24 protein-coding genes, 1 tRNA gene and 1 other RNA gene are annotated in these 24,705 nt (G+C 35.3%); 6 read left to right on the plus strand and 20 right to left on the minus strand.

The window, feature by feature from the left end; translation table 11 throughout:
- Window positions 1-145 precede the first annotated feature (145 nt).
- Together ispF and DES36_RS00985 are read right to left on the minus strand one after the other, a co-directional pair.
- Window positions 146-628 carry a 2-C-methyl-D-erythritol 2,4-cyclodiphosphate synthase gene (ispF, locus tag DES36_RS00980; protein WP_113919353.1) on the minus strand — a complete coding sequence of 161 codons (483 nt, stop codon included), beginning with the start codon at window positions 626-628 and terminating at the stop codon, window positions 146-148.
- A 162-nt stretch (window positions 629-790) separates the two neighbouring features.
- On the minus strand, window positions 791-1,093 hold the full coding sequence (locus DES36_RS00985) for a bh protein (RefSeq protein WP_113919354.1): 303 nt from the start codon (window positions 1,091-1,093) through the stop codon (window positions 791-793).
- A 208-nt stretch (window positions 1,094-1,301) separates the two neighbouring features.
- Between DES36_RS00985 and DES36_RS00990 the strand changes: the two genes are divergently transcribed.
- On the plus strand, window positions 1,302-1,637 hold the full coding sequence (locus tag DES36_RS00990; RefSeq protein ID WP_113919355.1) for a YlbF family regulator: 336 nt from the start codon (window positions 1,302-1,304) through the stop codon (window positions 1,635-1,637).
- 544 nt (window positions 1,638-2,181) lie between these two features.
- Here the strand turns inward: DES36_RS00990 and DES36_RS00995 are convergent.
- The 8 genes from DES36_RS00995 to DES36_RS01030 all read right to left on the minus strand — a co-directional run bounded on the left by DES36_RS00995 (window position 2,182) and on the right by DES36_RS01030 (window position 8,211).
- Window positions 2,182-2,799 (minus strand): hypothetical protein, encoded by a 618-nt coding sequence (locus tag DES36_RS00995; protein ID WP_113919356.1) that lies wholly within the window; start codon window positions 2,797-2,799, stop codon window positions 2,182-2,184.
- A gap of 109 nt (window positions 2,800-2,908) precedes the next feature.
- Window positions 2,909-3,721 (minus strand): Cof-type HAD-IIB family hydrolase, encoded by an 813-nt coding sequence (locus tag DES36_RS01000; RefSeq protein WP_113919357.1) that lies wholly within the window; start codon window positions 3,719-3,721, stop codon window positions 2,909-2,911.
- A 457-nt stretch (window positions 3,722-4,178) separates the two neighbouring features.
- Window positions 4,179-4,778 carry a recombination mediator RecR gene (gene recR, locus DES36_RS01005; protein ID WP_113919358.1) on the minus strand — a complete coding sequence of 200 codons (600 nt, stop codon included), beginning with the start codon at window positions 4,776-4,778 and terminating at the stop codon, window positions 4,179-4,181.
- 256 nt (window positions 4,779-5,034) lie between these two features.
- A complete protein-coding gene (locus DES36_RS01010) occupies window positions 5,035-5,376 on the minus strand; it encodes a YbaB/EbfC family nucleoid-associated protein (protein ID WP_113919359.1) in 342 nt (113 codons plus the stop codon).
- A 38-nt stretch (window positions 5,377-5,414) separates the two neighbouring features.
- Window positions 5,415-6,947 (minus strand): DNA polymerase III subunit gamma/tau, encoded by a 1,533-nt coding sequence (gene dnaX, locus DES36_RS01015; RefSeq protein ID WP_113919360.1) that lies wholly within the window; start codon window positions 6,945-6,947, stop codon window positions 5,415-5,417.
- Between the two features lie 144 nt (window positions 6,948-7,091).
- An RNA gene (gene ffs, locus DES36_RS01020) (signal recognition particle sRNA large type) lies at window positions 7,092-7,355 on the minus strand.
- Window positions 7,356-7,600: 245 nt separating this feature from the next.
- Window positions 7,601-7,693 (minus strand) — tRNA-Ser (locus DES36_RS01025).
- A 161-nt stretch (window positions 7,694-7,854) separates the two neighbouring features.
- Window positions 7,855-8,211 (minus strand): carboxymuconolactone decarboxylase family protein, encoded by a 357-nt coding sequence (locus DES36_RS01030; RefSeq protein WP_113919361.1) that lies wholly within the window; start codon window positions 8,209-8,211, stop codon window positions 7,855-7,857.
- Window positions 8,212-8,331: 120 nt separating this feature from the next.
- On the opposite strand from DES36_RS01030, the gene DES36_RS01035 reads away from it, so the two are divergent.
- Window positions 8,332-9,468 (plus strand): aldo/keto reductase, encoded by a 1,137-nt coding sequence (locus DES36_RS01035; RefSeq protein ID WP_113919362.1) that lies wholly within the window; start codon window positions 8,332-8,334, stop codon window positions 9,466-9,468.
- A gap of 33 nt (window positions 9,469-9,501) precedes the next feature.
- Here DES36_RS01035 and DES36_RS01040 read toward each other — a convergent pair whose 3' ends face one another.
- The 3 genes from DES36_RS01040 to DES36_RS01050 all read right to left on the minus strand — a co-directional run bounded on the left by DES36_RS01040 (window position 9,502) and on the right by DES36_RS01050 (window position 12,864).
- Complete coding sequence (locus tag DES36_RS01040; RefSeq protein WP_207657410.1) at window positions 9,502-10,314, minus strand: CPBP family intramembrane glutamic endopeptidase; 813 nt, start codon at window positions 10,312-10,314, stop codon at window positions 9,502-9,504.
- Between the two features lie 187 nt (window positions 10,315-10,501).
- Window positions 10,502-12,142, minus strand: coding sequence for a putative ABC transporter permease subunit (locus DES36_RS01045; RefSeq protein WP_113919364.1), 1,641 nt, complete (start codon window positions 12,140-12,142; stop codon window positions 10,502-10,504).
- Complete coding sequence (locus DES36_RS01050) at window positions 12,139-12,864, minus strand: ABC transporter ATP-binding protein (protein WP_113919365.1); 726 nt, start codon at window positions 12,862-12,864, stop codon at window positions 12,139-12,141. The genes DES36_RS01045 and DES36_RS01050 overlap by 4 nt, the downstream gene beginning before the upstream one ends.
- A 230-nt stretch (window positions 12,865-13,094) precedes the next feature.
- Here DES36_RS01050 and serC point away from each other — a divergent pair, with 230 nt between their 5' ends.
- Genes serC through DES36_RS01065 form a run of 3 tightly spaced genes read left to right on the plus strand, consistent with a single transcriptional unit; the run spans window position 13,095 to window position 16,618 of the window.
- Window positions 13,095-14,189, plus strand: a complete 1,095-nt coding sequence (serC, locus tag DES36_RS01055; RefSeq protein WP_113919366.1) for a 3-phosphoserine/phosphohydroxythreonine transaminase — start codon at window positions 13,095-13,097, stop codon at window positions 14,187-14,189.
- Between the two features lie 12 nt (window positions 14,190-14,201).
- Window positions 14,202-15,380: a phosphoglycerate dehydrogenase gene (locus tag DES36_RS01060; RefSeq protein ID WP_113919367.1), complete on the plus strand. Its 1,179-nt coding sequence runs from the start codon at window positions 14,202-14,204 to the stop codon at window positions 15,378-15,380.
- Window positions 15,380-16,618, plus strand: a complete 1,239-nt coding sequence (locus DES36_RS01065; protein WP_113919368.1) for a DUF1015 domain-containing protein — start codon at window positions 15,380-15,382, stop codon at window positions 16,616-16,618. The genes DES36_RS01060 and DES36_RS01065 overlap by 1 nt, the downstream gene beginning before the upstream one ends.
- Window positions 16,619-16,809: 191 nt before the next feature.
- Here the strand turns inward: DES36_RS01065 and tadA are convergent, their stop codons facing one another.
- On the minus strand, window positions 16,810-17,265 hold the full coding sequence (tadA, locus tag DES36_RS01070; protein ID WP_278278684.1) for a tRNA adenosine(34) deaminase TadA: 456 nt from the start codon (window positions 17,263-17,265) through the stop codon (window positions 16,810-16,812).
- Window positions 17,266-17,278: 13 nt separating this feature from the next.
- Entirely contained in the window at window positions 17,279-17,452 is a 174-nt protein-coding gene (locus tag DES36_RS15410) for a DUF6954 family protein (RefSeq protein WP_423230741.1), read from the minus strand.
- Between the two features lie 86 nt (window positions 17,453-17,538).
- On the opposite strand from DES36_RS15410, the gene DES36_RS01075 reads away from it, so the two are divergent.
- On the plus strand, window positions 17,539-18,921 hold the full coding sequence (locus DES36_RS01075) for an MFS transporter (RefSeq protein ID WP_170128125.1): 1,383 nt from the start codon (window positions 17,539-17,541) through the stop codon (window positions 18,919-18,921).
- A 299-nt stretch (window positions 18,922-19,220) separates the two neighbouring features.
- Here DES36_RS01075 and DES36_RS01080 read toward each other — a convergent pair whose 3' ends face one another.
- The 5 genes from DES36_RS01080 to DES36_RS01100 all read right to left on the minus strand — a co-directional run bounded on the left by DES36_RS01080 (window position 19,221) and on the right by DES36_RS01100 (window position 24,494).
- Window positions 19,221-20,411, minus strand: coding sequence for an isocitrate/isopropylmalate family dehydrogenase (locus tag DES36_RS01080; protein ID WP_113919370.1), 1,191 nt, complete (start codon window positions 20,409-20,411; stop codon window positions 19,221-19,223).
- Between the two features lie 197 nt (window positions 20,412-20,608).
- Window positions 20,609-21,565, minus strand: a complete 957-nt coding sequence (gene corA / locus DES36_RS01085; protein ID WP_113919371.1) for a magnesium/cobalt transporter CorA — start codon at window positions 21,563-21,565, stop codon at window positions 20,609-20,611.
- A 176-nt stretch (window positions 21,566-21,741) separates the two neighbouring features.
- On the minus strand, window positions 21,742-21,930 hold the full coding sequence (locus DES36_RS01090; RefSeq protein ID WP_113919372.1) for a ferredoxin: 189 nt from the start codon (window positions 21,928-21,930) through the stop codon (window positions 21,742-21,744).
- A 107-nt stretch (window positions 21,931-22,037) separates the two neighbouring features.
- Complete coding sequence (locus tag DES36_RS01095; protein WP_113919373.1) at window positions 22,038-23,486, minus strand: DUF2284 domain-containing protein; 1,449 nt, start codon at window positions 23,484-23,486, stop codon at window positions 22,038-22,040.
- A 69-nt stretch (window positions 23,487-23,555) separates the two neighbouring features.
- Complete coding sequence (locus DES36_RS01100; RefSeq protein ID WP_113919374.1) at window positions 23,556-24,494, minus strand: DnaJ C-terminal domain-containing protein; 939 nt, start codon at window positions 24,492-24,494, stop codon at window positions 23,556-23,558.
- Between the last annotated feature and the right edge of the window lie 211 nt (window positions 24,495-24,705).

Below are 24,705 nucleotides of genomic sequence, written 5' to 3' on the forward strand. Positions count from 1 at the left end.
ACGGAAAAGTGGTATCTGAATAGATAGGTGGACATGAACTCTAGATAGTTAAAAACACCTCGCCTAAAGGCGAGTTTTTCTTCCGCTTTCAGCATTCAGCTTTCCACTTTTAAATTCTCCCGTCCAACCACTCAGTTTTCCGCTTTCAGCATTCAGCTTTCCGCTTTAAAATTACTGCCGCGTGACTAGCTATGCCCTCTTCTGTACCTGTAAAGCCTAGTCCTTCTTCTGTAGTAGCTTTTATATTCACATCTTCTTTTGGTATTTGAAGAACTCCTGCAATATTTTCTTTCATAGTTTCTATATGAGGCGCCATCTTAGGTTTTTGCGCTACAATAATTCCATCAATATTTCCTATAGTGTAAGAATAATCTATCATTAATGTATATACATGTCCAAGTAGCTCCATGCTATTTGCACCTTTGTATTTTTCATCTGTATCTGGAAAATGCTTGCCGATATCACCTAGGCCAAGAGCTCCTAAAATAGCATCCATAATAGCGTGTATTAATACATCCGCATCTGAATGACCTAATAATCCTTTACAATGAGGAATTTTCACCCCGCCTATGATCAAATCTCGATCTTCCACTAATTTATGAACATCGTACCCTATTCCTATTCGCATGTAAAACTCCTTTTGATTCTCTTGGTAACTTGTCAATATTATAAACCTTTGCAAAAGCACAGCTTGACAAAGACCACTTAAATCTCTTCATAAAAAGCCTATAAGGCTTTATCTTAATTGTAAATTCTTAATTTTCAACTGCTCATTGCGCAAAGCGCTACACTATTCTTTAAATTCTCTATATACCCTAAAAGGTTTTGTCACTACTCGAAATGGTAAACTCTTCAAAAACCCTGTCAGGTCTGCTTCCATTTCCTTTGTCATTCTAGCAGGCTTTGTCAAAACTCTATGAACAAATTCTTCTTTAAAGTGCTTTTGTACGTAATCTTGATCAATTTTTACCTCTACACCGCAACTAGTACATTTAATCATATTGATCTTATTGCTCTTATAGTGAATACTATGTTTCGTTTCATTATCACAATGTATACAAAATAGATAGGCATCCATATGAGAATTTGACATTTTCATTCTCCTTTTCGTTCTTTGCTTTCATTATAGCATACCTCAATAAGCTAGCCTAGATATTTTCAAGGCAAATTCCTTGTTTTTCCTATGCTACCTATGAATATTGTTACCCAAAACTGCACTTCTTTATCCTCACCAAAGCCTATAATAGGAACCTATTTGCGACTTATCTAATACAATAAAGAAATAGCATAGGAGGGATTTTATGAGCCTTAAAGCGATTGGAAAAGCAATGGCAAAGGAATTGATGGAAACAAAAGAATACCAGCTGATGAATAAAAAAAGAAGAGAGCTTTACGCACATCCTAAATTAGGTACTCTCGTAAAAAACTACGAAGCAAAACAAGTGAAGATTGTCAATATGGCTGCATCTCCAGAAAAAAAGCAATCCTTAATGACTTCTCTTACAAAAGAATATCAAGGACTTCTTATGACAAGAGAAATGAAAGAATACCGAAATGCTATTGACGGGTTTCAAAAGAAAACTTTCGCTGTATTTAATGAGCTAAATGTAGAGATTAGTATGATTATTAATCAATAAAGCCCGGAAAGTGCTTTAGCCATCAGCGGTCAGCTATCAGCACTCTGCCACCAATGGTGGCTTTTTCAAAAAGATGACTCCTGACGAGGTTCCGTCACCATCTGGCGCATGGCTCCGTGGCCTTAGATCCTTCGCTGTGGTATAGGATGACGGGGCCTACGGCCAGCGATCAGCGTTCAGCCGTCAGCCGCCAGGGCTTGGGTATTCCTCTGGGGTCAAGATCCTTCGCTACGCTCCAGGATGACCTATGTGTGCTTTGCACACAATTAATAATTTACAGACTTTTCTTCACAGTCTCATTTAGAATTTAGAATTATTGTTTAGAATAGCTCATTATTTTCCTTTCCACTTTCCACTTTTAAGTTTTAAGTTTTCCCGTCCAACCGTCCAACCGTCCAACCGTCCAACTAAGTTTTCCAACATATCAACGTTAAAAGTTTCAGCTTTCCGCTTTCAGCTTTCCGCTTTCAGCTTTCCGCTATCAAAAAAAGATGCTCGAGAAAGCGATATGTAATCCTTACTCCTCGAACACCTTTATCAAAATTTAGTAGATTGGTGGATAGCCGTAGTTGTCATCTTGAGTGCAGTTGCTGCAACCACATCCTCCCATTGGGCTTTGGTACATTGGGTTTTGGTACATCCCCATATCATAGCCATTGCTATTTTGAAGCATTTGCATAAAGAAAACACTTGCCATGTAACACATTGAAGCAACGCACCTAATTACTTCAGTACAAGTCCCCCCCATAGGCATTATATTGTATCCATTCATACCCTGCATTGGTGGCATATTGTACATATTGTCCATTCCGCCTTGCATTGGTGGCATATTGTACATGCTGTCCATTCCCCCTTGCATTGGTGGCATATTGTACATGCTGTCCATTCCTCCTTGCATTGGTGGCATATTATACATGCTGTCCATTCCTCCTTGCATTGGTGGCATATTGTACATATTATCCATTCCATCATCAACAGACCATACATCACTATTTATACTGGTTTCATCCATCCCATACATCGGACCAAAATTATTCATATCTTGCATAAAATTCTCCATTCCTTGACTTGAATTTACTCCTTGCAAACCTTCAATATTCACAAATTCTGGTGAATAATTAATTTCATTATTGTTTGTGCTATAATTTGTATTTTCCTCCAAACACACTCGCCTCCATTCCTAGAATCTTACTATAATATACGCTTGATTAGGGATTGTGTGACGGATAAAAAAGAAGCCTCTAGATAACCGAGAAGCTTCTTAAAAGTAACTATAAAATATTTAATTTTTTTAGGGCTTTTACAAAACCAAGATTGTCATTCGTGTCCGTCACCATGTCTGCTTTGCTTTTTACTATGTCTCTAGCATTGCCCATGGATACACTACAACCTGCGTATTCGAACATGCTCACATCATTGCCTCCATCACCTATGGCGATGATTTTTTCTCTTGGTATTTTATAATACTCTGCAACTTTTTTGACTGCATTTCCTTTGCTAACCTTTTTGTTGGTTATTTCGATACTAGATTCATCTTGTAAGATTAAATTTGATTTGTTCAAATCAATGGGAAATTGAGAGTATATATCCATTATCCGAGATTTTGGATCAAAGAAATCTACCTTTATAATTTTATTCATATCGTCTAAATCCATAATATCTTGGATTGTATTAAATAGTACTTTAGATACGGCATCTGCTCGCACCAATTTATTGTCTCTATAGTATTCGTTATAAATATCTAGAGATGTATAATAACCCATATTTTCTGTGTAGATTATGTATTCAAAATTTAACTCATCGCATATTTTAGCTGTTTTGATAATTTGTTCTTTATCTAAGTGGATGGTTTCTAAATAATCTTCATAAGATATGACCGCACCATTGCAGGCAGCAAAACTGGGATTAATATTTATAGAAGTAGCATAAGACGCTGCTGATTCAATAGGTCTCCCAGTAGAAAACATGATTTTGATCCCTTTATTTTCTAAAATATGTAAGGCTTCAATACTTTCCTTTGGTATCGATTTATTGCTATCTAAAAGAGTTCCATCCATATCCGTGGCAATTAATTGGTAATCCATGCTAGCCCTCCTACTGTTTTTGGTATTTATACTTAATAGTATACAGGGTAAGGCAGAGGGATTCAATTGGATACGTTTTCACTTTTCAGGTGGTCAGGTGGTCAGCAAATATGCGACTTACGTCGCAGTGAACAATGAACAGTGAACAATATAAAGGGTTGTTGAGTCGCATATTTGTACTGTTCCATGTTCAGTATTCATTTTTCATTGTTCATTGAAGGTTTTTTCATTTTATTCTAATAATAAGAAATCAACCTCGCCCTTAGGTGCGATTGATTTTCTTTATAGTTTTCAGCTTTTAAGATTTTCCTGTCCAACTGTCCAACTGTCCAACTGTCCAACTGTCCAACTGTCCAACTGTCCAACTGTCCAACCATCTCCATTTGAAGAAGTAAAAAGCTTAAAAGCACAAATTCTAAGCGCAAAGTATATCTTCAAAAAAATAAAAGAAGGAAGCTCATATTTCATGTCTTCCTTCAATAGCTTTTGATAGGGTTACTTCGTCTGTGTATTCTAAATTACCTCCTATTGGAATGCCGTGAGCTATTCTGGTGACTTTGATTCCTGAAGGTTTTATTAGTTTAGAGATGTACATTGCAGTGGCTTCCCCTTCAATATTAGGGTTTGTGGCTAGGATCACCTCTTGGACATCTTCCTTTTGAAGCCTCAATATAAGCTCTCTAATCCGAATTTCGTTTGGTCCTATTCCCTCCATAGGTGAGATTGCTCCCTGCAATACATGATATAAGCCATGGTATTCTTTTGTCTTTTCGATAGCAATGATATCGTTGGCCTCTTGAACAATACAAATAGTGCCCTGGTCTCTTCGAATATCAGAACAAATGGAACAAGGGTCATTTGATGTAATATTAAAGCAAGTAGAACAGTTAATCACCTTTTCTTTTGCCTCTACGATTGCATCAGCTAAATTTTTTACATCTTCACTATTCATCTTCAACACATGCATTGCCAATCTCTGAGCAGATTTGTTTCCTATGCCAGGTAATTTACTAAATTCATGTATTAATTTTGAAATTGGCTCTGAATAATACGACATGATTTCCCCTCTTCTCATAGATACAGCTATCAGCCACCAGCGTTCAGCAATCAGTATAGCTACCGTTGGTAGCTTAATTAAGATCCTTCGCTGGCGCTCAGGATGACCACGGCATCATCTATTCTCCACTTTTCAAAATGCCGCCATTGGCGGCAAATAGTGGTGGTGATTGCTGGCAGCTGGTGATTTGTGGCTGGCAGCTGATGGCTATTCTACATAATGATACTATACTTAAACAGCAATTAATCCAGCTATACTAAAATAGCCCCTTTGGTAGATTCATTCCCCCTGTTATTTTGCTCATTTCGTCGCTTACCATTGCTTCTGCACTTCTTAAAGCTTCATTTACAGCAGCCAGTACTAAGTCTTCTAGCATTTCTACATCATCTTCATCTACTACTTCTGGATTGATTTTAATTGAGACAATATTTTTCTTTCCATTAGCTATAACTTTTACTGCTCCACCACCAGAGGTAGCTTCTATTTCTTTTTCTTCTAATTCGCCTTGCATTTTTTGCATATCTGCTTGCATCTTCTGAACTTGCTTCATCATATTATTCATATTACCCATTCCGCCTGGAAAACCTTTTTTTGCCATAATTTATTCCTCCTTAATATACCTTCTTCATTATTTTGCTATTTATCTGTTAAAAAAACTTTATCTTCTCCAAATACTTCTTTTGTGCGACTTAGGAAGTCGTCTCCTCCCTTTTCTTCAGTCCCACAATTAAAATAGCAATTTGGATTTATTAATTTTTTTACTTGGTCTTCAATATACTGTCTGTTTTTGTGTACCGTATTGTAGTGAAAGGAATTGTCTTTATTAAAGGCAACGCTACATTTTTCATCTGAAATCTCTTTGCACGTTCCCATTTCAAGAGCCGTTCCTATGAGTGGTCTGTCTTTTTTTATAGTATTGCACAATGTCTCAAAGTCAATATTCCCCTTTGCTTGTTTACGCTCTTCTTGTCTATTATTTTTACTTTGCGTACTTTCTATAATCTTTTCTATTGGTTTTCTATTCGATATTTTGTCCTGAGCAATTTCTACATTAGAATTTGTCACTGTATTTGTAGATAAACCTACGCTACAAAGCTTGATCAGAAGTACTTCCATTAAGACCTTTGGTAGAGTGCTGTATTTTATTTTGCTTTCCATCTCCGCTAAACTTTCAATATAATAAGATAACAATTCATTTTCTACTTGAGTGCTTAGCTCTCTTAATGTATTCGTATTTTCTTCACTTGCTTCCATTAGATTATCAGAGGAATTTGTTACCTTTAGTATGAGCATATCTCTTAGACATACCACCATCTGATTGACTAATTGGGCAATTTCTTTTCCATTTCCATAGGCTTGCTCTAAAGTGTTAAGGGCACTGTGAATATCTTTATGAATAATATTTTCAATAAGTCCATAGACCAATTGATCCCCACTGATACCTAATAACTCTTTTACGCTATTGTAATCTACCATATTATCATCGCTAATAGATAGACATTGTTCTAATATGCTTAGAGCATCTCTCATGGCTCCATCTGCATTTTTAGCAATGAGTTTTAAGGTTTTTTCTTCAATTTGTACATTAAGTTCTGTGCATATATAGTCCATTCTACTATAGATGTCTTTCAATTCCAATCTTTTAAAGTGAAATCTTTGACATCTAGACAGAATGGTCGTAGGTAATTTATTTGGTTCAGTAGTGGCCAAAATAAAGATAACATGCTTCGGAGGCTCTTCTAAAGTCTTTAGTAAGGCATTAAAGGCTTCTGTAGTCAACATGTGAACCTCGTCTATAATATAGACCTTGTAGCTTCCCACTGTAGGTGGATATTTGACCCGCTCTCTTAACTCTCGGATTTCATCTACCCCTCGATTTGAAGCAGCATCAATTTCGACAATATCCATGATATTATTATTGTCGATTGCCTTACAAGTTTCGCATTTCTGACATGGTTCACCAGTTCCATGATTTTCGCAATTTACAGCTTTTGCAAAAATCTTAGCAGCAGAAGTTTTCCCAGTTCCTCGAGTTCCACTAAATAAATAAGCGTGACCAATTTTTTCTGTTATAATTTGATTTTTTAATATCTTAACAATATTATCTTGACCAATAACCTCTGAAAAGTTTGTAGGTCGATATCTTCGGTATAAAGCTATATGTTCCATCTCTTCACTCCATGGGAGAATATTTTCTTACTATTATATCAAATTATTTAGAGATAGAGTAGTTTTTACTTTTTCTCAACCAACCAATTTTTTCACAAAAAAAGAACTCCTTAGAAAAAGAAGTCCTTTGTTTTAAAGAAAGAGTCGTGCACCTTTCGTCGAATATAATCTTCGAGCGTTACCTTGGTAGTTGGCTCAAATCAGGTAGACCTGAGGCACATAGATTAGCTTGCTTACCGCTGCTTCCTTCCGGACCTGACGGGGTTCACAAGCGTCTATTGCACAGGGCCCGATTCTCAACACCACTTGCCAAGGTCAGACCCCAAAGATTATACCCTCGGTCAGGAATTCAACCCTGCTATAGCGGATTGCAGGTACAGGGCACCGCTAACTCCCCGTCTAGCACGACAAATGGGTATATGCAAAATGTCTCATTGGACATGCATTATTAAATTAATTTATCATCAGGTCAAATTAGATATAGCTAATATTTTAATATATTCATTTTTACCTGATTATTTAAATACATAAAACCTTTAGTGAACAATAAAGAATAAGCATTGAATATTGAACAATACATATATGCGATATTCACATTAAACTGATGTACGCTGTTCATTGTTCTGTGTTCACTGCGATGCAAGGCGCATATATGGCGGAGAGAGGGGGATTCGAACCCCCGGTACGCTTGTGACGTAACACACGCTTTCCAGGCGTGCTCCTTAAGCCAACTCGGACATCTCTCCGTACTTCGGATTTTAATTATACCTGTTCACTTCTTAAAAGTCAACACGTTAGTTGTAAGTTCTACGTTGCCAGTTTTAAGTAAAAACATTCAGGCCACCAAGGGTGGCCAAAGCTTTTACATAGATCTTAGAACATAGATCTTAGAACATAGAACTTACAACTATTTTGTTTGTAGTGCTTCAATAGCATCTTTTACATAGGTAACAAAAAAGGTCATAGAATCCATACCACCTGATATAACAGATACCATAGCCGCTTCTGCAATCTCTTCTTGTGTTGCTCCTAGTTTATAAGCTTCATTTATATGATAGACTAAGGATTGTTCATTTCTACTGTATGTTGCAATACCAATGCTAATAAGCACTTTTGCTTTTTCCTCTAATTCACCTGGATTATTAATGGCATTGATTAAATCTTGAAAGGGTCTGTAAACTTGCTGGTCTTCTGAAGATAAATTTCTCATTCCCTCTAAAAATGTACTTAATAATTCTTTTATTTCTTTTTGCTTTGAATTCATACGTTCACACCTCCATTATTTTATTATTTCATTGTCGAAAGGAAATATTCAAAGAACATAACTTGACATCCTTCTTTGTTATTATTAGTATCTAAATTAGATAAAAGGAGGGTAACGATTATGATTTATAGAGATTTATGCAATGAAAAGGTATCGCAACTTGGATTTGGTTGTATGCGTTTTCCCACTTTAGATGAGGATCCCAGACAAATTGATAAAGAAAAATCTTCTGCAATGCTAAAAGAGGCAATCGACAAAGGAGTTAATTATTTAGATACAGCATGGCCTTATCATGGTGAGATGAGCGAATTGTTTGTAGGGGAATTCTTAAAGGAAAACAATTTACGTGAAGAGATTTATTTGACTACTAAATCACCTGTCTGGCTGTGTAAAACGTATGATGATTTTGGCTTATATTTAGATAAACAATTAGAAAAATTGCAAACAAATTATATCGACTTTTATTTACTTCATGCTCTTGATGCTGGGCGTTGGCAAAAACTAAAAGAACAAAATATTCAAGACTTTATTATTGAAGCAAAAGGCTCTGGGAAAGTAAAACACTTAGGATTTTCTTTTCATGATTCACTAGATCTGTTTAAAGAAATATGTGATTCTAATTTATTTGATTTCTGTCAAATCCAATTAAATTATATGGATGTCAACTACCAAGCTGGCTTAGAAGGTTTACAGTATGCTCATTCTAGAGGAATTCCTGTAATCATTATGGAGCCACTAAAGGGTGGAAAGCTCGCCTTTAAAATTAAGGGGGTATTAAAAGAAATATGGGACAAACACGGTGTCGAGGCTTCGCCAGCCCAATTAGCACTAAAATTCCTCTACAATCTACCAGAGGTCAATTTGGTTCTAAGCGGTATGTCTACTATGGAACAAGTGCTAGAAAATATTGATACCTCTTCTGCTGCAAATATTAGAGATTTAAGCAGTAAAGAAGAAGCTCTTATTAAAGATATTAAAAAATATATAGAAGAAAAGACAAAAGTAAACTGTACTGCATGTAAATACTGTATAGATTGCCCACAGCAAATCCCTATTCATGATGTCTTTGAAATTATCAATACTGCTTATATGTACAATGATTGGGACTACAGCAAGAAAAAATACAGCCAAATCAGCGAAGACAAAAGAGCTAATAATTGTATCGAATGCGGAAACTGCGAGGATCAATGCCCTCAGCATATAGGTATTATTGAGGCATTAAAAAAATGCCATGAAGAATTAAGGCTACCAAGTTAGTTTGAAGGTGGTAAGGTGTTGCTTACCACCTTACTACCTGATTAAGTTAATCCCCACATACACCAACACAATAAGAAAAAACGGTATATTAAAAAACAAACTTTTCCAAGAAACCTTTATATGACTCTCATTTCCTTCATTCTCGTTCTCTTCAAGGACACCTTCTTCAAGTTTAATCTCTTTTGTTGCCACATTGACTTTTTGTAGTTTTTTGATGTAGTGAACAGATAGTAGGATTCCAATGCCTAAGCAGATCACTGCAAATACAAAGCTATAGGCTTCTTGTACTATACCTATATTGGCTGTAGATTGAGCCTGTGCTTCTGTCACCATTTGTTCAAATCCATTGGGTAGAGTATTTTCTATAAGCTGTAAAAAACTTAGAGCAGCTACAGATGTAAAATTATTGAGGAAGTGGAAAAGTACACCTCCCCATAAGGAACCTGTAGCAATGACGATGGCTCCCATTAAAATACCAAGGGCAGTTGTATAGCCTAATTGACCAATGTCTACATGCATAAAACCAAATAACAAACCTGTCATGATAGCACCTTGCCAAAGACTAGTATCTTGAAATTGATCCAATACTACACCTCTAATGATGATTTCCTCTAAAAAGGAAGGCATAATGGCTACGGCAAAGAATAAAGTAAGAAAACTTGGCGCTAATTCCATTACTTCCATAGTCACTCTCGAAGGGTCAATAGCACCTGTTAACATGACAAGATAATTGATGCCTAATTTTAATAAAAAACTAATCAAAAACAATTGAAAGACAATGATAACACTTTTTCTATTTATCTTCTTATCGAGTTTTAAGGTCGATAAGATTGGCTTTTTGGTCACTAGTAGATATATTAAACAAGGAATCAATATATCTATTACCTCATGATATAAGGCTAAAGGGTAAAGGTACACTCCAATGAATAAATTTAATGCCAAAAACACTATAAACAAAATCAGAAAAAGCCAAAGGCCTTTCTTAAAATTCTTATTCGTAATTTGTTCCATAATTCTCCTTACTATGAAATTCTTATTTTATTTTATGAAAAGCCCCAAAAATTCCGCCTGCAGCAATCGTAGATAGAATACTTATAAAGGCATAAATCAAGTTTATATCTATTTCATATTCCGTCATCTTTATAGACATAAAACCTAATAACAAAATATACCCTGCTCCTATTAACATATTTAAAAGGACATTGACATTTTGCTTTACCGCCTTTTGTGGCTGATCCCAGTCTAGTTTTGGATTCAATCTATCGATGAATACTCCTATTGCACATATGGGTAAACTGACCAACATACCAATTACCAGACTAATGAACATCTCACTAATGTCAAGGGGCAAGACAAATTTTAAGGAGCCTAACATAATAAGGATGGATATAAACTCCAATAGCATAGGTTGTAACATCCTGCCTACAAACATACTTCCAGGAGTCACGGGAATCACAGCATTAATCCAATATGCTTTTCCCTCTCTAGAATAAGTAGTAGACGCTGTAGGATTTGCGGTAGCAATAAAAGCAAAAAAGGCAATTAATATTAAAGTAAAATAATCTTTAAACTGAAAATACAATTGGCTAAAATCTGCGTCTTCCCCTCCAGATATTAAGGGCATTACTATAACTAGTATAGGCAATAGAAAAGAAATACTCACGCAGTTAAATAAGTAAATAGGTGTTCTCAAAACTAGTTTTATGTCATTTAGAAAAATTGCAATAATAGGAGATCTATTTTTTATGAGCAATCCTAATTCAACTTTTTTTAGGCTTTTCCTGAAATTGTTTTTTTCTAATAAAGCCTTAAGATAAATTTTGCTGCCTATTTGCCCGATTAAATAAACCATGCCCACTCCTAATAATATATTAAGTACGGAATAAATAAGACCCGATATATTATGTGCATTTGATATGCTTTTGCTAAACCATATAGCAGGTGGATAAGCTCTTCCTAACCAAACCATAATGCCATCACTTCTTTGTAAAAGCGCACTCAGGAATTCTCCCTCTTTACCTGGCTCCACAGAAGTAAGTGTGTTATTAAGTACTGCTTGAAATGCAATGATAATAAATAAGACAAAGAACATGGAGAGATTTCTCAGCAAGTCCTTTCTTCCTTGAATATTGGTTAATTTCATAAGTACCATGATGATAATCGTGTCGATTCCAAGAGGAATGACTGGTAACAGTAATATGGTTAGTAAGCTGTAAATAATATAAAGTGTTCCACCAAAATCTCCAAATCCTACAATTAGCACAGGCAATAACATAAGTACTACAATAAGGTAATTAAAGACTACCATACTAATAAATTTTGATATAACAATATTACCCTCTTTTATAGGCAATGGAATGAGTTTTTCCATATCATTAGAAAAGTAAAAAGCAGACAATACATAAGACAAGCCAAAGACAAAGATGATGAGTGAAATAGGCATAATGATTAATGTGAATATTGAACTTTCTTGCCCTAAAGTAAATAATTGTATATATATGTTTTTAATCAATTTGACATACATAAAATAAGATGGGATAAGGGATGCCAAAGCCAATACCAATATGATAGGCTTCCAAATATCTTTCTTGTTTTTCATAAAATTATACTTTATGGACGAAAATCCAAAAGATGAAAGTAAAGAAATTCTCACTAATTTCACAATTTGTTTCATTCCTCTGTCAACTCCAAAAATATATTCTCTAAGCTTTCATTGTTTTTCGTCATATTCTTTAGCTCTTCTATAGTGCCCTGAGCGATAATCTTACCTTTGTTAATAATAGCAACTCTATTGCAGATTTTTTCAGCTACCTCTAGTACATGGGTTGAAAAAAATACGCTTTTTCCTTTTTGACAGTGCTCATTCATAATTTCTTTTAAATGAAAAGCAGACTTAGGGTCTAGGCCTACCATAGGCTCATCAAGAACAAATATCTCAGGTTCATGAAGAAGGGCGCCAATTAGGACAATTTTTTGTTTCATTCCATGGGAATAGCTCATCATAGGGTCGTTTAAAGCGTGTTTTAGTTCAAAAAGAGTCGCGTACTTTTCAATCCGCTCTATTCGTTTCTTTGACTCTACTCCATATACATCTCCAAGAAAATTTAGATATTCTACTCCCTTTAGCTTATCAAAAACCTCTGGACTATCAGGCACAAAACTAAATTGCCTTTTGGCTTCTATAGGATCTTTTTGGATGTCTACTCCATTGATTTCAATACTCCCACTATCTAATTGCAATAGCCCAGTAATCATCTTTATTGTCGTCGTCTTCCCCGCTCCATTAGGCCCCAAAAACCCAAAGATCTCCGATGAATGAACGTCAAAACTTATATCATCCACTGCAAAAGTCTTCCCGCCATTAAAAGATTTTTTTACATTTTTGACTGATAACATCTGTATTACCTCCTTATTAGTTCTAAGTTCTATGTTCTATGTAAAAACCTTTGCCACCAATGGTGGCTTATTGATTTTGCTGACCACCTGACCACCTGACCACCTGACTACCTCGCATTTATTATACCTTAAAACAAATATATAACAAAGTAACTTGATAATATCTATGAAATAATTTAAAATATAGGGATATAAATCTGTAGCAAAATAAAACTAATGGAGGAGATAATATGAACAATGATAGAGTTTTCAACTTTTCTGCAGGCCCATCCGTCTTACCAGAAGAAGTTCTATCTATAGCAGCAAAAGAAATGTTAAACTACAACAACTCAGGAATGTCTGTAATGGAGATGAGCCATCGTTCGAAAGTATATGAGTCCATCATTTCAGATGCAGAAAAACACTTGCGTTCCTTAATGAATATACCTGATCATTATAAAGTATTATTTCTTCAAGGTGGAGCATCTACTCAATTTGCAATGGTTCCCCTTAATTTATTTACAAAATACAAAAGAGCTTCTTATATAGACACTGGCTCCTGGGCCTCAAAGGCAGCAAAGGAAGCAAATAAATATGGAGAAGCGGTTGTTATTGCCAGCTCAAAAGAAGATAATTATTCACATATTCCGAAATTAGATCCTTCAATATTCCCTAAGGATGTTGATTATTTTCACATTACTACAAACAATACGATTTATGGTACAAGATATACTCCAGAAAACATACCAGATACAGGGAGTACACCACTGATAGGGGATATGTCTTCCAATATATTGTCAGAATATTACGACATAAATAAATTTTCATTAATATATGCTGGTGCACAAAAAAATATGGGTCCAGCTGGAGTGACCATTGTTATTATAAAAGAGGAGTTGATTGGTCATGCTATGGATATTACACCTACTATGCTCGATTATAAAACTCACGCAGACAATGATTCTCTCTACAATACACCACCATGCTATTCTATTTATATGTGCAAATTAGTCTTTGAGTGGTTGATCAAACAGGGTGGTCTAGCGGCTATAGAAGAAAAGAACAAATATAAAGCCAATTTATTGTACTCTTATATTGACAATAGTACTTTATTTAAAAATCCTGTTGCAGTAGAAGATCGTTCACTTATGAATATTACATTTATTACTGGCAATCAAGAACTAGATGCTTCCTTTGTAAAAGAAGCTGCCCAAAAAGGTCTTGTGAATTTAAAAGGTCACCGCTCTGTAGGTGGGATGAGGGCAAGTATTTACAATGCAATGCCAGTAGAAGGTGTGGAAAAACTTATTGCGTTTATGAAAGAATTCGAAGCCAAACATAAATAAAGGAGTATCTATATGTATAAAATTAGAACATTAAATAATATATCCGATGAAGGTCTTGCATTATTAAACAAAGATACCTATAGCTTTGCTACAGTAGATGAAGAAGCAGATGCTATGATTGTTAGAAGCTTTAAAATGCACGACATGAATTTACCTGAAAAAGTAAAGATTGTAGCACGAGCTGGAGCTGGTGTTAATAATATCCCTGTAGAAAAATACGCTGAGCAAGGTGTAGTTGTCTGCAATACTCCAGGTGCCAATGCTAATGCTGTCAAAGAACTCGTTGTACTTGGATTATTATTATCCTCTAGAAAAGTCATCCAAGGAATCAAATGGGTACATGGTGTGAATACAGAAGAAGTAGATGTTTCAAAAGCAGTAGAGAAGGAAAAATCTAAATTTGCTGGTCAAGAATTAACAGGAAAAAAATTAGGTGTTATTGGCCTTGGTGCCATTGGCGTAAAAGTTGCTAATATCGCCATATCCCTTGGCATGGAGGTATATGGATACGATCCATTTGTTTCTATTGAATCTGCTTGGGGCCTAAGTAGTGAAGTAAAAAGAATTCTAAACATTGATGAAATTATGACTGAATGTGATTATATTACCTTACACGTTCCACTTATTGAACAAACCAAAAACCTTATGAGTGCTGAAAAGTTTGCTCTTTCAAAAAACGGAATTCGACTGCTAAACTTTGCTAGAGATGGCCTTGTAAATATTGAAGATTTAAAACAATCTATAAAGGATGGAAAGATCCTATGCTATATAACAGATTTTCCTGAAAATGATCTTGTAAACATGGAAAACGTAATAGCTATTCCGCATTTAGGTGCTTCTACTCATGAATCTGAAGAAAATTGTGCTAAAATGGCTGTAAGTCAAACAAAAGAGTATTTAGAAAACGGAAATATCATCAATTCTGTAAATTATCCGAATTGTTATATGGGTCTATGCCAAAGCTATGCCCGAATCGCCATTCATCATAAAAATGTACCGAATATGGTTGGTCAAATTTCTAGCATTCTTGCAAAAGAAAATTTGAATATTTCAGATATGTTAAATAAATCAAAAGGTAATTATGCTTATACGCTCATCGATGTAGACTCTGAAGTAAGTGAGCAATTAATAAATGATTTAATGGCAATTCAAGAAGTAATACGTGTGAGAATTATTAAAGGAGATAAATAATGGCAATTATTAAAGATTTTATGGGAATTCGCCCAAGTGCTGATTATGTCAAAAAGGTTGCTGCCCTTCCTTATGATGTATACAGCTCATCTGAAGCTCGAAAGATTGTAGAGGGAAATCCCTACTCTTTTTTGCGTGTTGATCGACCAGAAACCGACTTCCCAGAATCCGTCAATATGTATAGTGAAGAAGTATATCAAAAGGCAAAGGATAATTTAGATGATATGATACAAGAAAATATCCTTGTAGAAGATTCTCAAAAATCTTTATACATATACCGTTTAACCATGTCTGGTCGCAAGCAAACAGGCCTTGTTTGCTGTTGTGATATTGATGATTATTTAAATGGAGACATTAAAAAACACGAGCTTACAAGAGAAGAAAAGGAATTAGATCGAATTAATCACGTTGATTATTGTAATGCTCATACAGGTCCTATCTTTATGATTTACAAGAAGCAAGGTATGATCAATGAAATCATCAGCTCTTGGATTGAAACCAATCCTGTAGAATATGAATTTGTATCCGACGATGAAATCAAACATGAGATTTGGGTTATCGATAATACTCCTACTATAAATACTCTTAAAAATATTTTCAGCGAAATTCCTGCCTTATACATAGCAGACGGCCATCACCGTGCTGCATCTGCTGTAAAGGTTGGATTAAAGAGAAGAAAAGAAAATCCTGATTATACAGGTCAGGAAGAGTTTAATTTTTTTCTGAGCGTACTCTTCCCTCATGATCAAATCCACATTATGGATTACAATCGAGTGGTGAAAGACTTAAACGGACTTTCTAGCAGTGAATTTTTGGAGAAAATCTCTGAAGATTTTTATGTAGAGCTACGTAATGCTCCAATTAAACCATCTCAAAAAGGCACTATAGGAATGTATTTAGAGGAAAAGTGGTACGAGTTAAAGATTAAAGAAAACAAATGCTCTACAGATATCGTAAAAAATCTAGATGTATCCCTATTACAAGACTTCATTTTACAGCCAGTACTAGGCATAAAGGATGTAAGAACAGATAATCGAATTGACTTTGTAGGTGGAATCAGAGGATTAGAAGAGCTCGAAAAGCGTTGTAAAGAAGATATGACAATAGCCTTTTCAATGTATCCTACATCTGCAGAAGAACTCATGAACATTTCAGACGAACAAAAACTAATGCCTCCAAAATCCACATGGTTTGAGCCTAAGCTTCGAAGCGGGCTGTTTGTTCATAAGCTTGATTAAGGTGGTCGGGTGGTCAGGTGGTCAGCAAAAGCACTTGCCACCTATGGTGGCTTAAAGGGGGAACGACGAGCGTCGTTCCCTATTTTATCTCACTCGAAGGCGAATATTGTTCCCTTTCAAATTTACAACAGTCATAATTTCAAATTAAAACCTAGGCTACCAATGGTAGCCCTTTGATTTTGCTGACCACCTTAAAGCTGACCACCTGACCACCTGATCTTTTGAAAAAACTCCTGCATCAAATCTACACACTCTTCCTCCAATATCCCCGGATAAATCTCTATGTTCCTAAATAGTGGATTGTGAATGAAATCCGATTGGGATTCTACTGCGCCTAGTTTATTGTCTCCTGCCCCATATACGAGTTTAGAAATCCTAGAATTTAGTATGGCCCCCATGCACATAATGCAGGGTTCTAAGGTGACATATAAAGTGCAATCGGTTAATCGCCAATTTCCAAGTATTTCACAGGCTCTCTGTATGGCTAACACCTCTGCATGAGCAATTGGATTTGTACTGGTTTCTACCTCATTATGAGCCATTGAAATGATTTCATTATTTTTTACGATAATTGCCCCAACAGGAACCTCTCCTGTCTTCATACCTTCTTTTGCAATATCTAAGGCTATCTCCATATATTTTCTCAACAAATCACACCTATTATTTAGATAGTTTTCTCCACAGATAAACAATCAGACCGTAGAGAAGCAAGACAATAAATAGTGTTATCAATCTCTCTGTTAACACACCATCAGCCATCAAAACTGGACCTAATCCAAAAAAGCTTACTAATAAAAAAGCTATCACTAGCACAATACGCCAAATGTTTTTCACGCTATCAGTCCTTTCCTTTGCACTCTTTGTGATATAATAATACTACAATCAAATACAGAATCATTCTAAAAGGAGGAACACAAATATTGAATGATAATAAAAAAATCATCTTGATTATTTCAATTTTAGGCGCTCTTTGGACACCGTTTATTACTACTTCCGTAAATATTGCCTTACCTCATATGGGTACATACTTAAAAATTGGTTCTTCCCTAGTAAACTGGATTACCTCATCAACTATTTTAGCTATCGCCATGTTTACCTTGCCTATGGGAAAGCTCTCAGATATGATTGGTCGGAAAAAACTCATGTTGATTGGAGCAATTATTTCCACTATATCTACATTTATGTGTGCACTATCTCAGTCGATTTATTTTTTACTGGTTTTTCGGGTACTACAAGGCATTGGATGTGCTATGATCAGTACAGCTGTAGTATCTATTGTATGTGCTGCTTATCCACCTAATGAAAGGGGCAAGGCGTTAGGAATAAATGCAGCTTGTGTATACATAGGTTTGTCAGCAGGTCCAATTATCGGTGGTGGTATCCTAAGTTTTACAAGCTGGCGTGGAATCTTTTTATTTCCTATTCCACTAGGCTTGCTATTGATTTTTTTACTCATTAAGGTCTTTCGTACAGATGATATCATAGATAAATCACAAAGTAAATTTGATTTAAAGGGTACAGGCCTTTACGGCATTTCCATCTTCCTAATCATTTTCAGCTTATCAAATCTGCTCCTACGAAATTGGAGTAAGTATACCTTAATATTAGGAATCCTAATGCTATGTACTTTTGTGTACTTCGAGAGCAAGGTATCTTTTCCTATTATTGATATAAAATTAATGAAAGGCAATAGAGTGCTTATTTTCTCATCTTTAGCAGCATTAATTAATTATAGCTCTACTTATGCCATAAGCTATCTGATGAGTTTATATTTACAAGTAGCTCAGTGGATTGAGCCAGGTACTGTTGGTCTAATACTATTAACCCAGCCTGCAATTCAGGCTACTCTATCGCCCTTTGCAGGCAGGCTATCTGACAAAATCTCATCACAGGTTTTAGCATCTATTGGTATGTGCGTTATTACCCTTGTTTTGTTTGGATTTAGTTTGTTCAACCAAAATACACCTATTGCCCTTGTAGTATTTCTATTAGCTTTAGTGGGAGCAGGTTTTGCATTTTTTAGTTCCCCCAATACAAACTCTATTATGTCTAGTGTAGATAAAACACATCATGGAGTCGCTTCCGGGATATTGGGTACTTCTAGAACGGTAGGTCAATCCTTTAGTATGTCCCTTACAGCCTTAATCACTTCGATTTTTATGGGCAATGAACAAATCGGTACAGAAACAATTCTTCAATTTATTCAAAGTTTCAAAGTAACCTTCGCCATTTTAGCTTTTCTCTGTTTACTAGGTGTCTTTGCATCGCTAGCTAGAGGGAAGAAAGCGCCTATGGCGGAATAGCTACGAGCCACCAGCCATCAGCGTTCAGCGCTAGGGTCAAGTCTCACAGGTCAATCACAAAAAAAAGCACCTACGGTGCAGTAGTCTCTAGTCACTAGCATCTGGGTATTCCTTTAGAATCACAGATCCTTCGCTACGCTCCAGGATGACTAGGGCAGTAGCTAAGGTCAAAAGTAGAATTTTTATATTAAATAAGAAAAAAGGCTTTATGGTTTACAAACCAAAAGCCTTTTTCTTTGCAATTGTTTAACTACTCTTTAACCATTATTCAACTACTGTTCAACTATAGTTCGCAACTATTATTTCTGATAACTTTTCCAAACTTCTTCTAAATGTTCATCTTGCACAGTATCCATGACATACTGTGCATACTCTGCACCAGTTGCCCCATCTTTACGGCCAGTAATGGAGACCTTTGTTTCGTATAATCCACAAATATCTAATGCCATTTGCAGCTTTTTGGCTTCATCTATAAAACCGATATGTTCTAATAGCATAATAGAAGCTCTCATAATACTGCTTGGGTCAGCGTATTCTCCTCTGCCTTCTTCTACCATTCTAGGTGCAGAACCATGAATGGCTTCAAACATAGAATATCTTTTGCCTATATTGGCACTACCAGCTGTACCTACGCCACCTTGGAATTCCGCCGCTTCGTCAGTTAGAATGTCTCCATATAAATTAGGGAGTACCATTACTTGAAAATCTCTTCTTCTCTTAGGGTCGATTAATTTTGCTGTCATAATATCGATATACCAATCATCTAATTCAATTCCTGGATAATCCTTAGCGATTTCTTTTGCAATAGCCAAGAACTTACCATCTGTAGTCTTTATAACATTCGCTTTTGTTACTGCTGTAACTTTTGTCTTTCCTGCTTTTTTAGCGTATTCAAAAGCCGCCTTAATAATTCGATGAGAACCTTCTTGAGTCGTAACTGTAAAGTCAATAGCTAAATCGTCATTTACATGAATCCCTTTGCTCCCTAGTGTATAAGCGCCTTCTGTATTTTCTCTATAAAAAGTCCAGTCAATACCTTGCTCCGGAACCTTAACTGGTCTTACATTGGCGAACAAGTCTAGCTCTTTTCTCATAGCTACATTAGCACTTTCTATATTAGGCCATTTATCTCCCGCTCTTGGCGTAGTTGTTGGCCCTTTTAGTATGACATGGCATTGCTTTAATTCCTCTAAAACATCTACTGGAATAGCTGCCTTTTGAGCTGCTCTATTTTCAATAGTTAAACCATCTATAACTTTAAAGCGTACTTTATTTTCTTGCACTTGATCTTTTAATAAAAACTCTAAAACTTTCTGAGCTTCTCCTGTAATAAATGGACCAATCCCATCGCCTCCTACAATACCGATAACGATTGAATCTAAAGATTCGTAGTCGACAAATTCATTTTCCTTTTTCATATTTTCTATACGCGCAAATTGTTCTTCAATGAGACGCCCAAAGTGTTCTTTTGCCAATTCGATTTCCTTCATTAGTACCTCCTAGTGATATTCATACATTTAACTTTCATTATAACTTAAATTGTATATTTATACAACACTTTAGCCACCAGCAATCAGCCACCAGCTACCTGTATTAGGGTCAAAGATTCAATCTCATATAATAGTAGCTAATTTAAAAAGGAGTTTCTTATTAAATAAAAATTCCAAAGGTTATGGCTTCAATAATTCTATTTATCAAAATCAAACCAGCCCTTCTTTTTAAACCATTTATACATAATAAATCCTGTAGCAATCATAAGTCCTAATGCAAAAGGGTAACCGTATGGCCATTTTAACTCAGGCATATGCAAAAAGTTCATACCGTAAATTCCTGCTATAAATGTCAGCGGGCTAAAAATAACGGTAATCATAGTAAGAACAGTCATAATCGTATTCATTCGATTAGCGTTTATTGCCTGATAATTTTCTTGCAAATCTGAAATAATCTCTCGATCTTCTTCTATCATATCGGTCAATTTTAAAAGATGATCGTAGATATTGACAAAGTACATATGGTTTCCTAGTACCTCTTTTAGATGATTAGCATTGTTCATTCGATAGAGTAAATCTCTCATGGAAGTAATGGTCTTTCGCAACTTTAAAAGTTTGCTTTTTATTTCGTAAAGCCTCTCTATTTCTTGTCTAGATAATTTAATGCTATTTATATCCTCAAATTCATCTAATTCATCCTCTAAAGAGTGGAGCATTGGAAAGTAATGATCTACAATCTCATCTAAAATAAGATAGCCTATGTACACATTCATCTCTTCCCAAGGAATTTTTTTACTTTTCAATTCCTTTTTTACTTCTTGAATTTCTAAGAGATCTTCCTTGAAATGAAAAGTGACTACATAATTCTTACCTAAGTACATATCCATTTCCTCTACTTGCTCATCAACAATAGATTGAAAAATAAAAAAGCAATAATCCTCGTAAAAGTCTACCTTAGGTCTTTGCAAAAACTGAAGGCAATCTTCCACTGTCAAGTGATGAAAGCCAAAGTAATCCGACAACACTTTAACCTCATCTTTATTAGGATTATTCAGATCTACCCAAAAATATTTTATATTTTCTTCCCTTATACTTTCTAGAGCGACGTCCTCAATTACATTCCCATCTTCATCAAAGCCCATAATGTCAATCATCTAATCACCCCTATATGTAAAGGTGGTCAGGTGGTCAGCAAAAGCATATTGGCCACCGATGGTGGCATTAATGTTAGCGAACGCAGTTCGCCGCTATGTCTCGCCTTTTAGGCGAGCTAAGATTTTTCTGACCACCTGACCACCTGACCACCTGACCACCTGACCACCTGACTACCTTATTCTACTATTATTGCATCTGTCGGACATGAGGATTCCGCTTCTTTTGCGTCATCTAGTATATCCTCAGGGATTTCTATATCCTTAGCTATAGCTAAGTCGTCATCATCCATGCTAAATATATCCTCACATATAGAAGGACATAAACCACATCCTATGCATAAATCCTTATCAACAACTGCTTTCATTTGTATTACTCCTCTCAACAAAAGTATTTTTCATTAACTTATTTTACTCTAAATTCTTTTCCTTATACTCTTATTTTATTAGGAAAATTCTTTGCAGTAAATAAATTTTATTCTAATAATAAGAGACCGTAATATTTTACAAAACCATCTTTAGAAGCTAGTGTTTTTAGAGAATCCCCCTGTTTTTGTACTGTTGCAAAAACATCAATTCCGTAATTTTCCATAGAAGGTCTCGTTTTAGTACAATTCTCTTTATCCTGGATACAATGTTCACAGATACTACACGGACCTGCCCATAATGAAAAGGCCTTGTAGTACCCTAGCTTAAAGGCTTGCTTTTCAGCTTGTAACATGGAAATTTGAAAGTCTTTTGTAGGAGGTTCGCCTTCAACTAGAATACCGTAACTAAATTCACCTAGAATTTTTTTTGTATATTCTAGATCACATTCTTTGTAACAGGTTTCTTTATTGTAAAATTCACAACCGTATTTGCACTTTAAATGAGCTACATTTGTTAAGTATATATCGTCCTTAGGATTAATGATTTCTGCATTTTTAAAGCCTATATTCTTTAATTTTTGAAGAAGATAATGTTTTTTATCAATAGATAAATCAGCGATTCTTTCCCATGTCCTTGATGAAAAAAGGATTCCCCTTCCTCCTTCAAGAGAAATGATACCGCTCTTCTTCATGCCTAAATCTTCAAGCTCGTGAGAAATCCACTTTGGTGAAAGGGCTTTTCCCTTTTTGGTTTTAAGTACTCTGTTTAGACTTTTCATATTAGATATAAGAGTGCCTTCGTCTAAAAACACATCATAGATTACTAGGTATCCATCCTGTGATAAATGTTTACTAGCTTCTGTAAGTATATGGGTAATTTCTTCTTCTGAGTAGAGGATTCCTAGATTAGACAGAAAGATTATCTCATATATTCCATCGTCCCATTGTTCTAAAACAGGGTCCTGACGTTCTGCATGTATTTTTCTATTGTTATACGATTTTGCTTGCCCTTGAGGAAATCTTTGTAAGAGATTTTGACAAACTTTTTCAGCACCTGGTCCTATTCCTAATATATGTTCTACACCTTTTACACCTTCAAAATAGGTTTCGATTACATTTTCCATTCCTTTTAAAAGAACATTCATGGCTTTTGTGTATTGTTTTTGTTCTCTAAAATCTTTTTCTAGTTCAAGTCCATCTTTTAAAATCTTGCTTAGATTTTGCCACTGACCTTGTGATTCTTTCATCCATAGGATAAAATCTCCTTGATATAAAAGTGAATCCTTGATTAGATATTTATTTGTTAGAAGTGTATTACAATAATTTCCTTTGTATTCACAGACGAAGCCCATATTGACTAATGCTGTTAAAAATGGTTTTAAAACAGACTTTTCACAATGGTATATCTGTCCAATTTCTTCTACTGTTTTTGTCTGCTGTAGTACTTCAAAAATTTCTGTCTCTAGGGCAGAAAACAAAATCTCTGAATTCCAATAAGATGACGCTAAATCTTGCAAGTACTGCAATTCATCAAAGTGAGGGTCGTATTTTTTCATGTATTTATCGCTCCTATGTAAAAAGTGCCTTCGGCACTTTAAGTTCTACGTAAAAGATTTTAGGTTCTTTTAAGCTTCTGCTAAATCTTTCATTTTCTTAAATAATTCCATCATATCATCGCTTATAGATTCTGGATTTATTATTTTAATGTTTAGATACAAATCTCCACGGCTAGAGTCTTTTGAAATATAGCCCTTTTTAGATACTCTTATTTTTTTTCCCGTTTGTATCCCTGCAGGTATTTTTACAGATATTTTGTCATCTAATGTTTGAACAGATTTTTGAGTGCCTAATACGGCTTCCCAAGGATATACTTCAATATCTAGATAAAGATTGGCACCTTCTAATATCATACCCTCTTGTTTCTTAAAGTGAAACATAATATAAAGGTCTCCATCCTTACCACCAGAACGACCTTTATGCCCTTGGCCTCTTAGACGAATTTTTTCACCTTCCTGAATACCTACAGGCACTTTGTAATTAATGGTCTTTGTATCTTCGCCAACTCGAATGCTTATTTTTTTCTGCTCTCCTAGAAAGCCCTCTTGTGCATTAATATTAACTTTTACCTCAATGTCTTTTCCATCTATACCATGATTGTATGCAGAACCGTGTTCACGCCTTCTGCCTGATGAAGATCCAAATATATTTTCAAAATTAGCCCCTCCACCAAATAGAGTATTGAAAAAGTCACTAAATCCACTGTCTCCACCAGTACTATATTTGTAATGAGTATTGCTTCCATAACCAAATTGAGAAGGGTCAAAATCGTAGCCATTTTGAAATCCACCTTGGGACCCTAATGTATCATATTTATGTCTCTTTTCTTTATTACCTAATACTTCATAAGCTTCACTAATATCTTTAAACTTTTCCTCTGCTTTTTGGTCTCCAGGATTTGCATCGGGATGATACTCTTTGGCCAGTTTTCGATATTCTTTTTTTATTTCCTCCTGGCTTGCATTTTTGTCCAAGCCTAATATTTCATAATAATCCTTATATTTCAATGTAAAAACTCCTTATCCTATGTGTATTTAGATTTGACAAGAAAGCGCCTGTGGCGCATTAGTCTTTAGTCACTAGTATTGGGGTATTCCTCTTGAGTCACGATCCTTCGCTTGCGCTCAGGATGACTGGCCAGGAGCCAATGTCAAAAATAAGATTTTCCTATTACATAAAAGGAAAAGGAATTTTTAGTTTGAATGTGACCTAAAAATC

Origin of the sequence: Alkalibaculum bacchi (assembly GCF_003317055.1) — a bacterium.
Taxonomy (GTDB): domain Bacteria; phylum Bacillota; class Clostridia; order Eubacteriales; family Alkalibacteraceae; genus Alkalibaculum; species Alkalibaculum bacchi.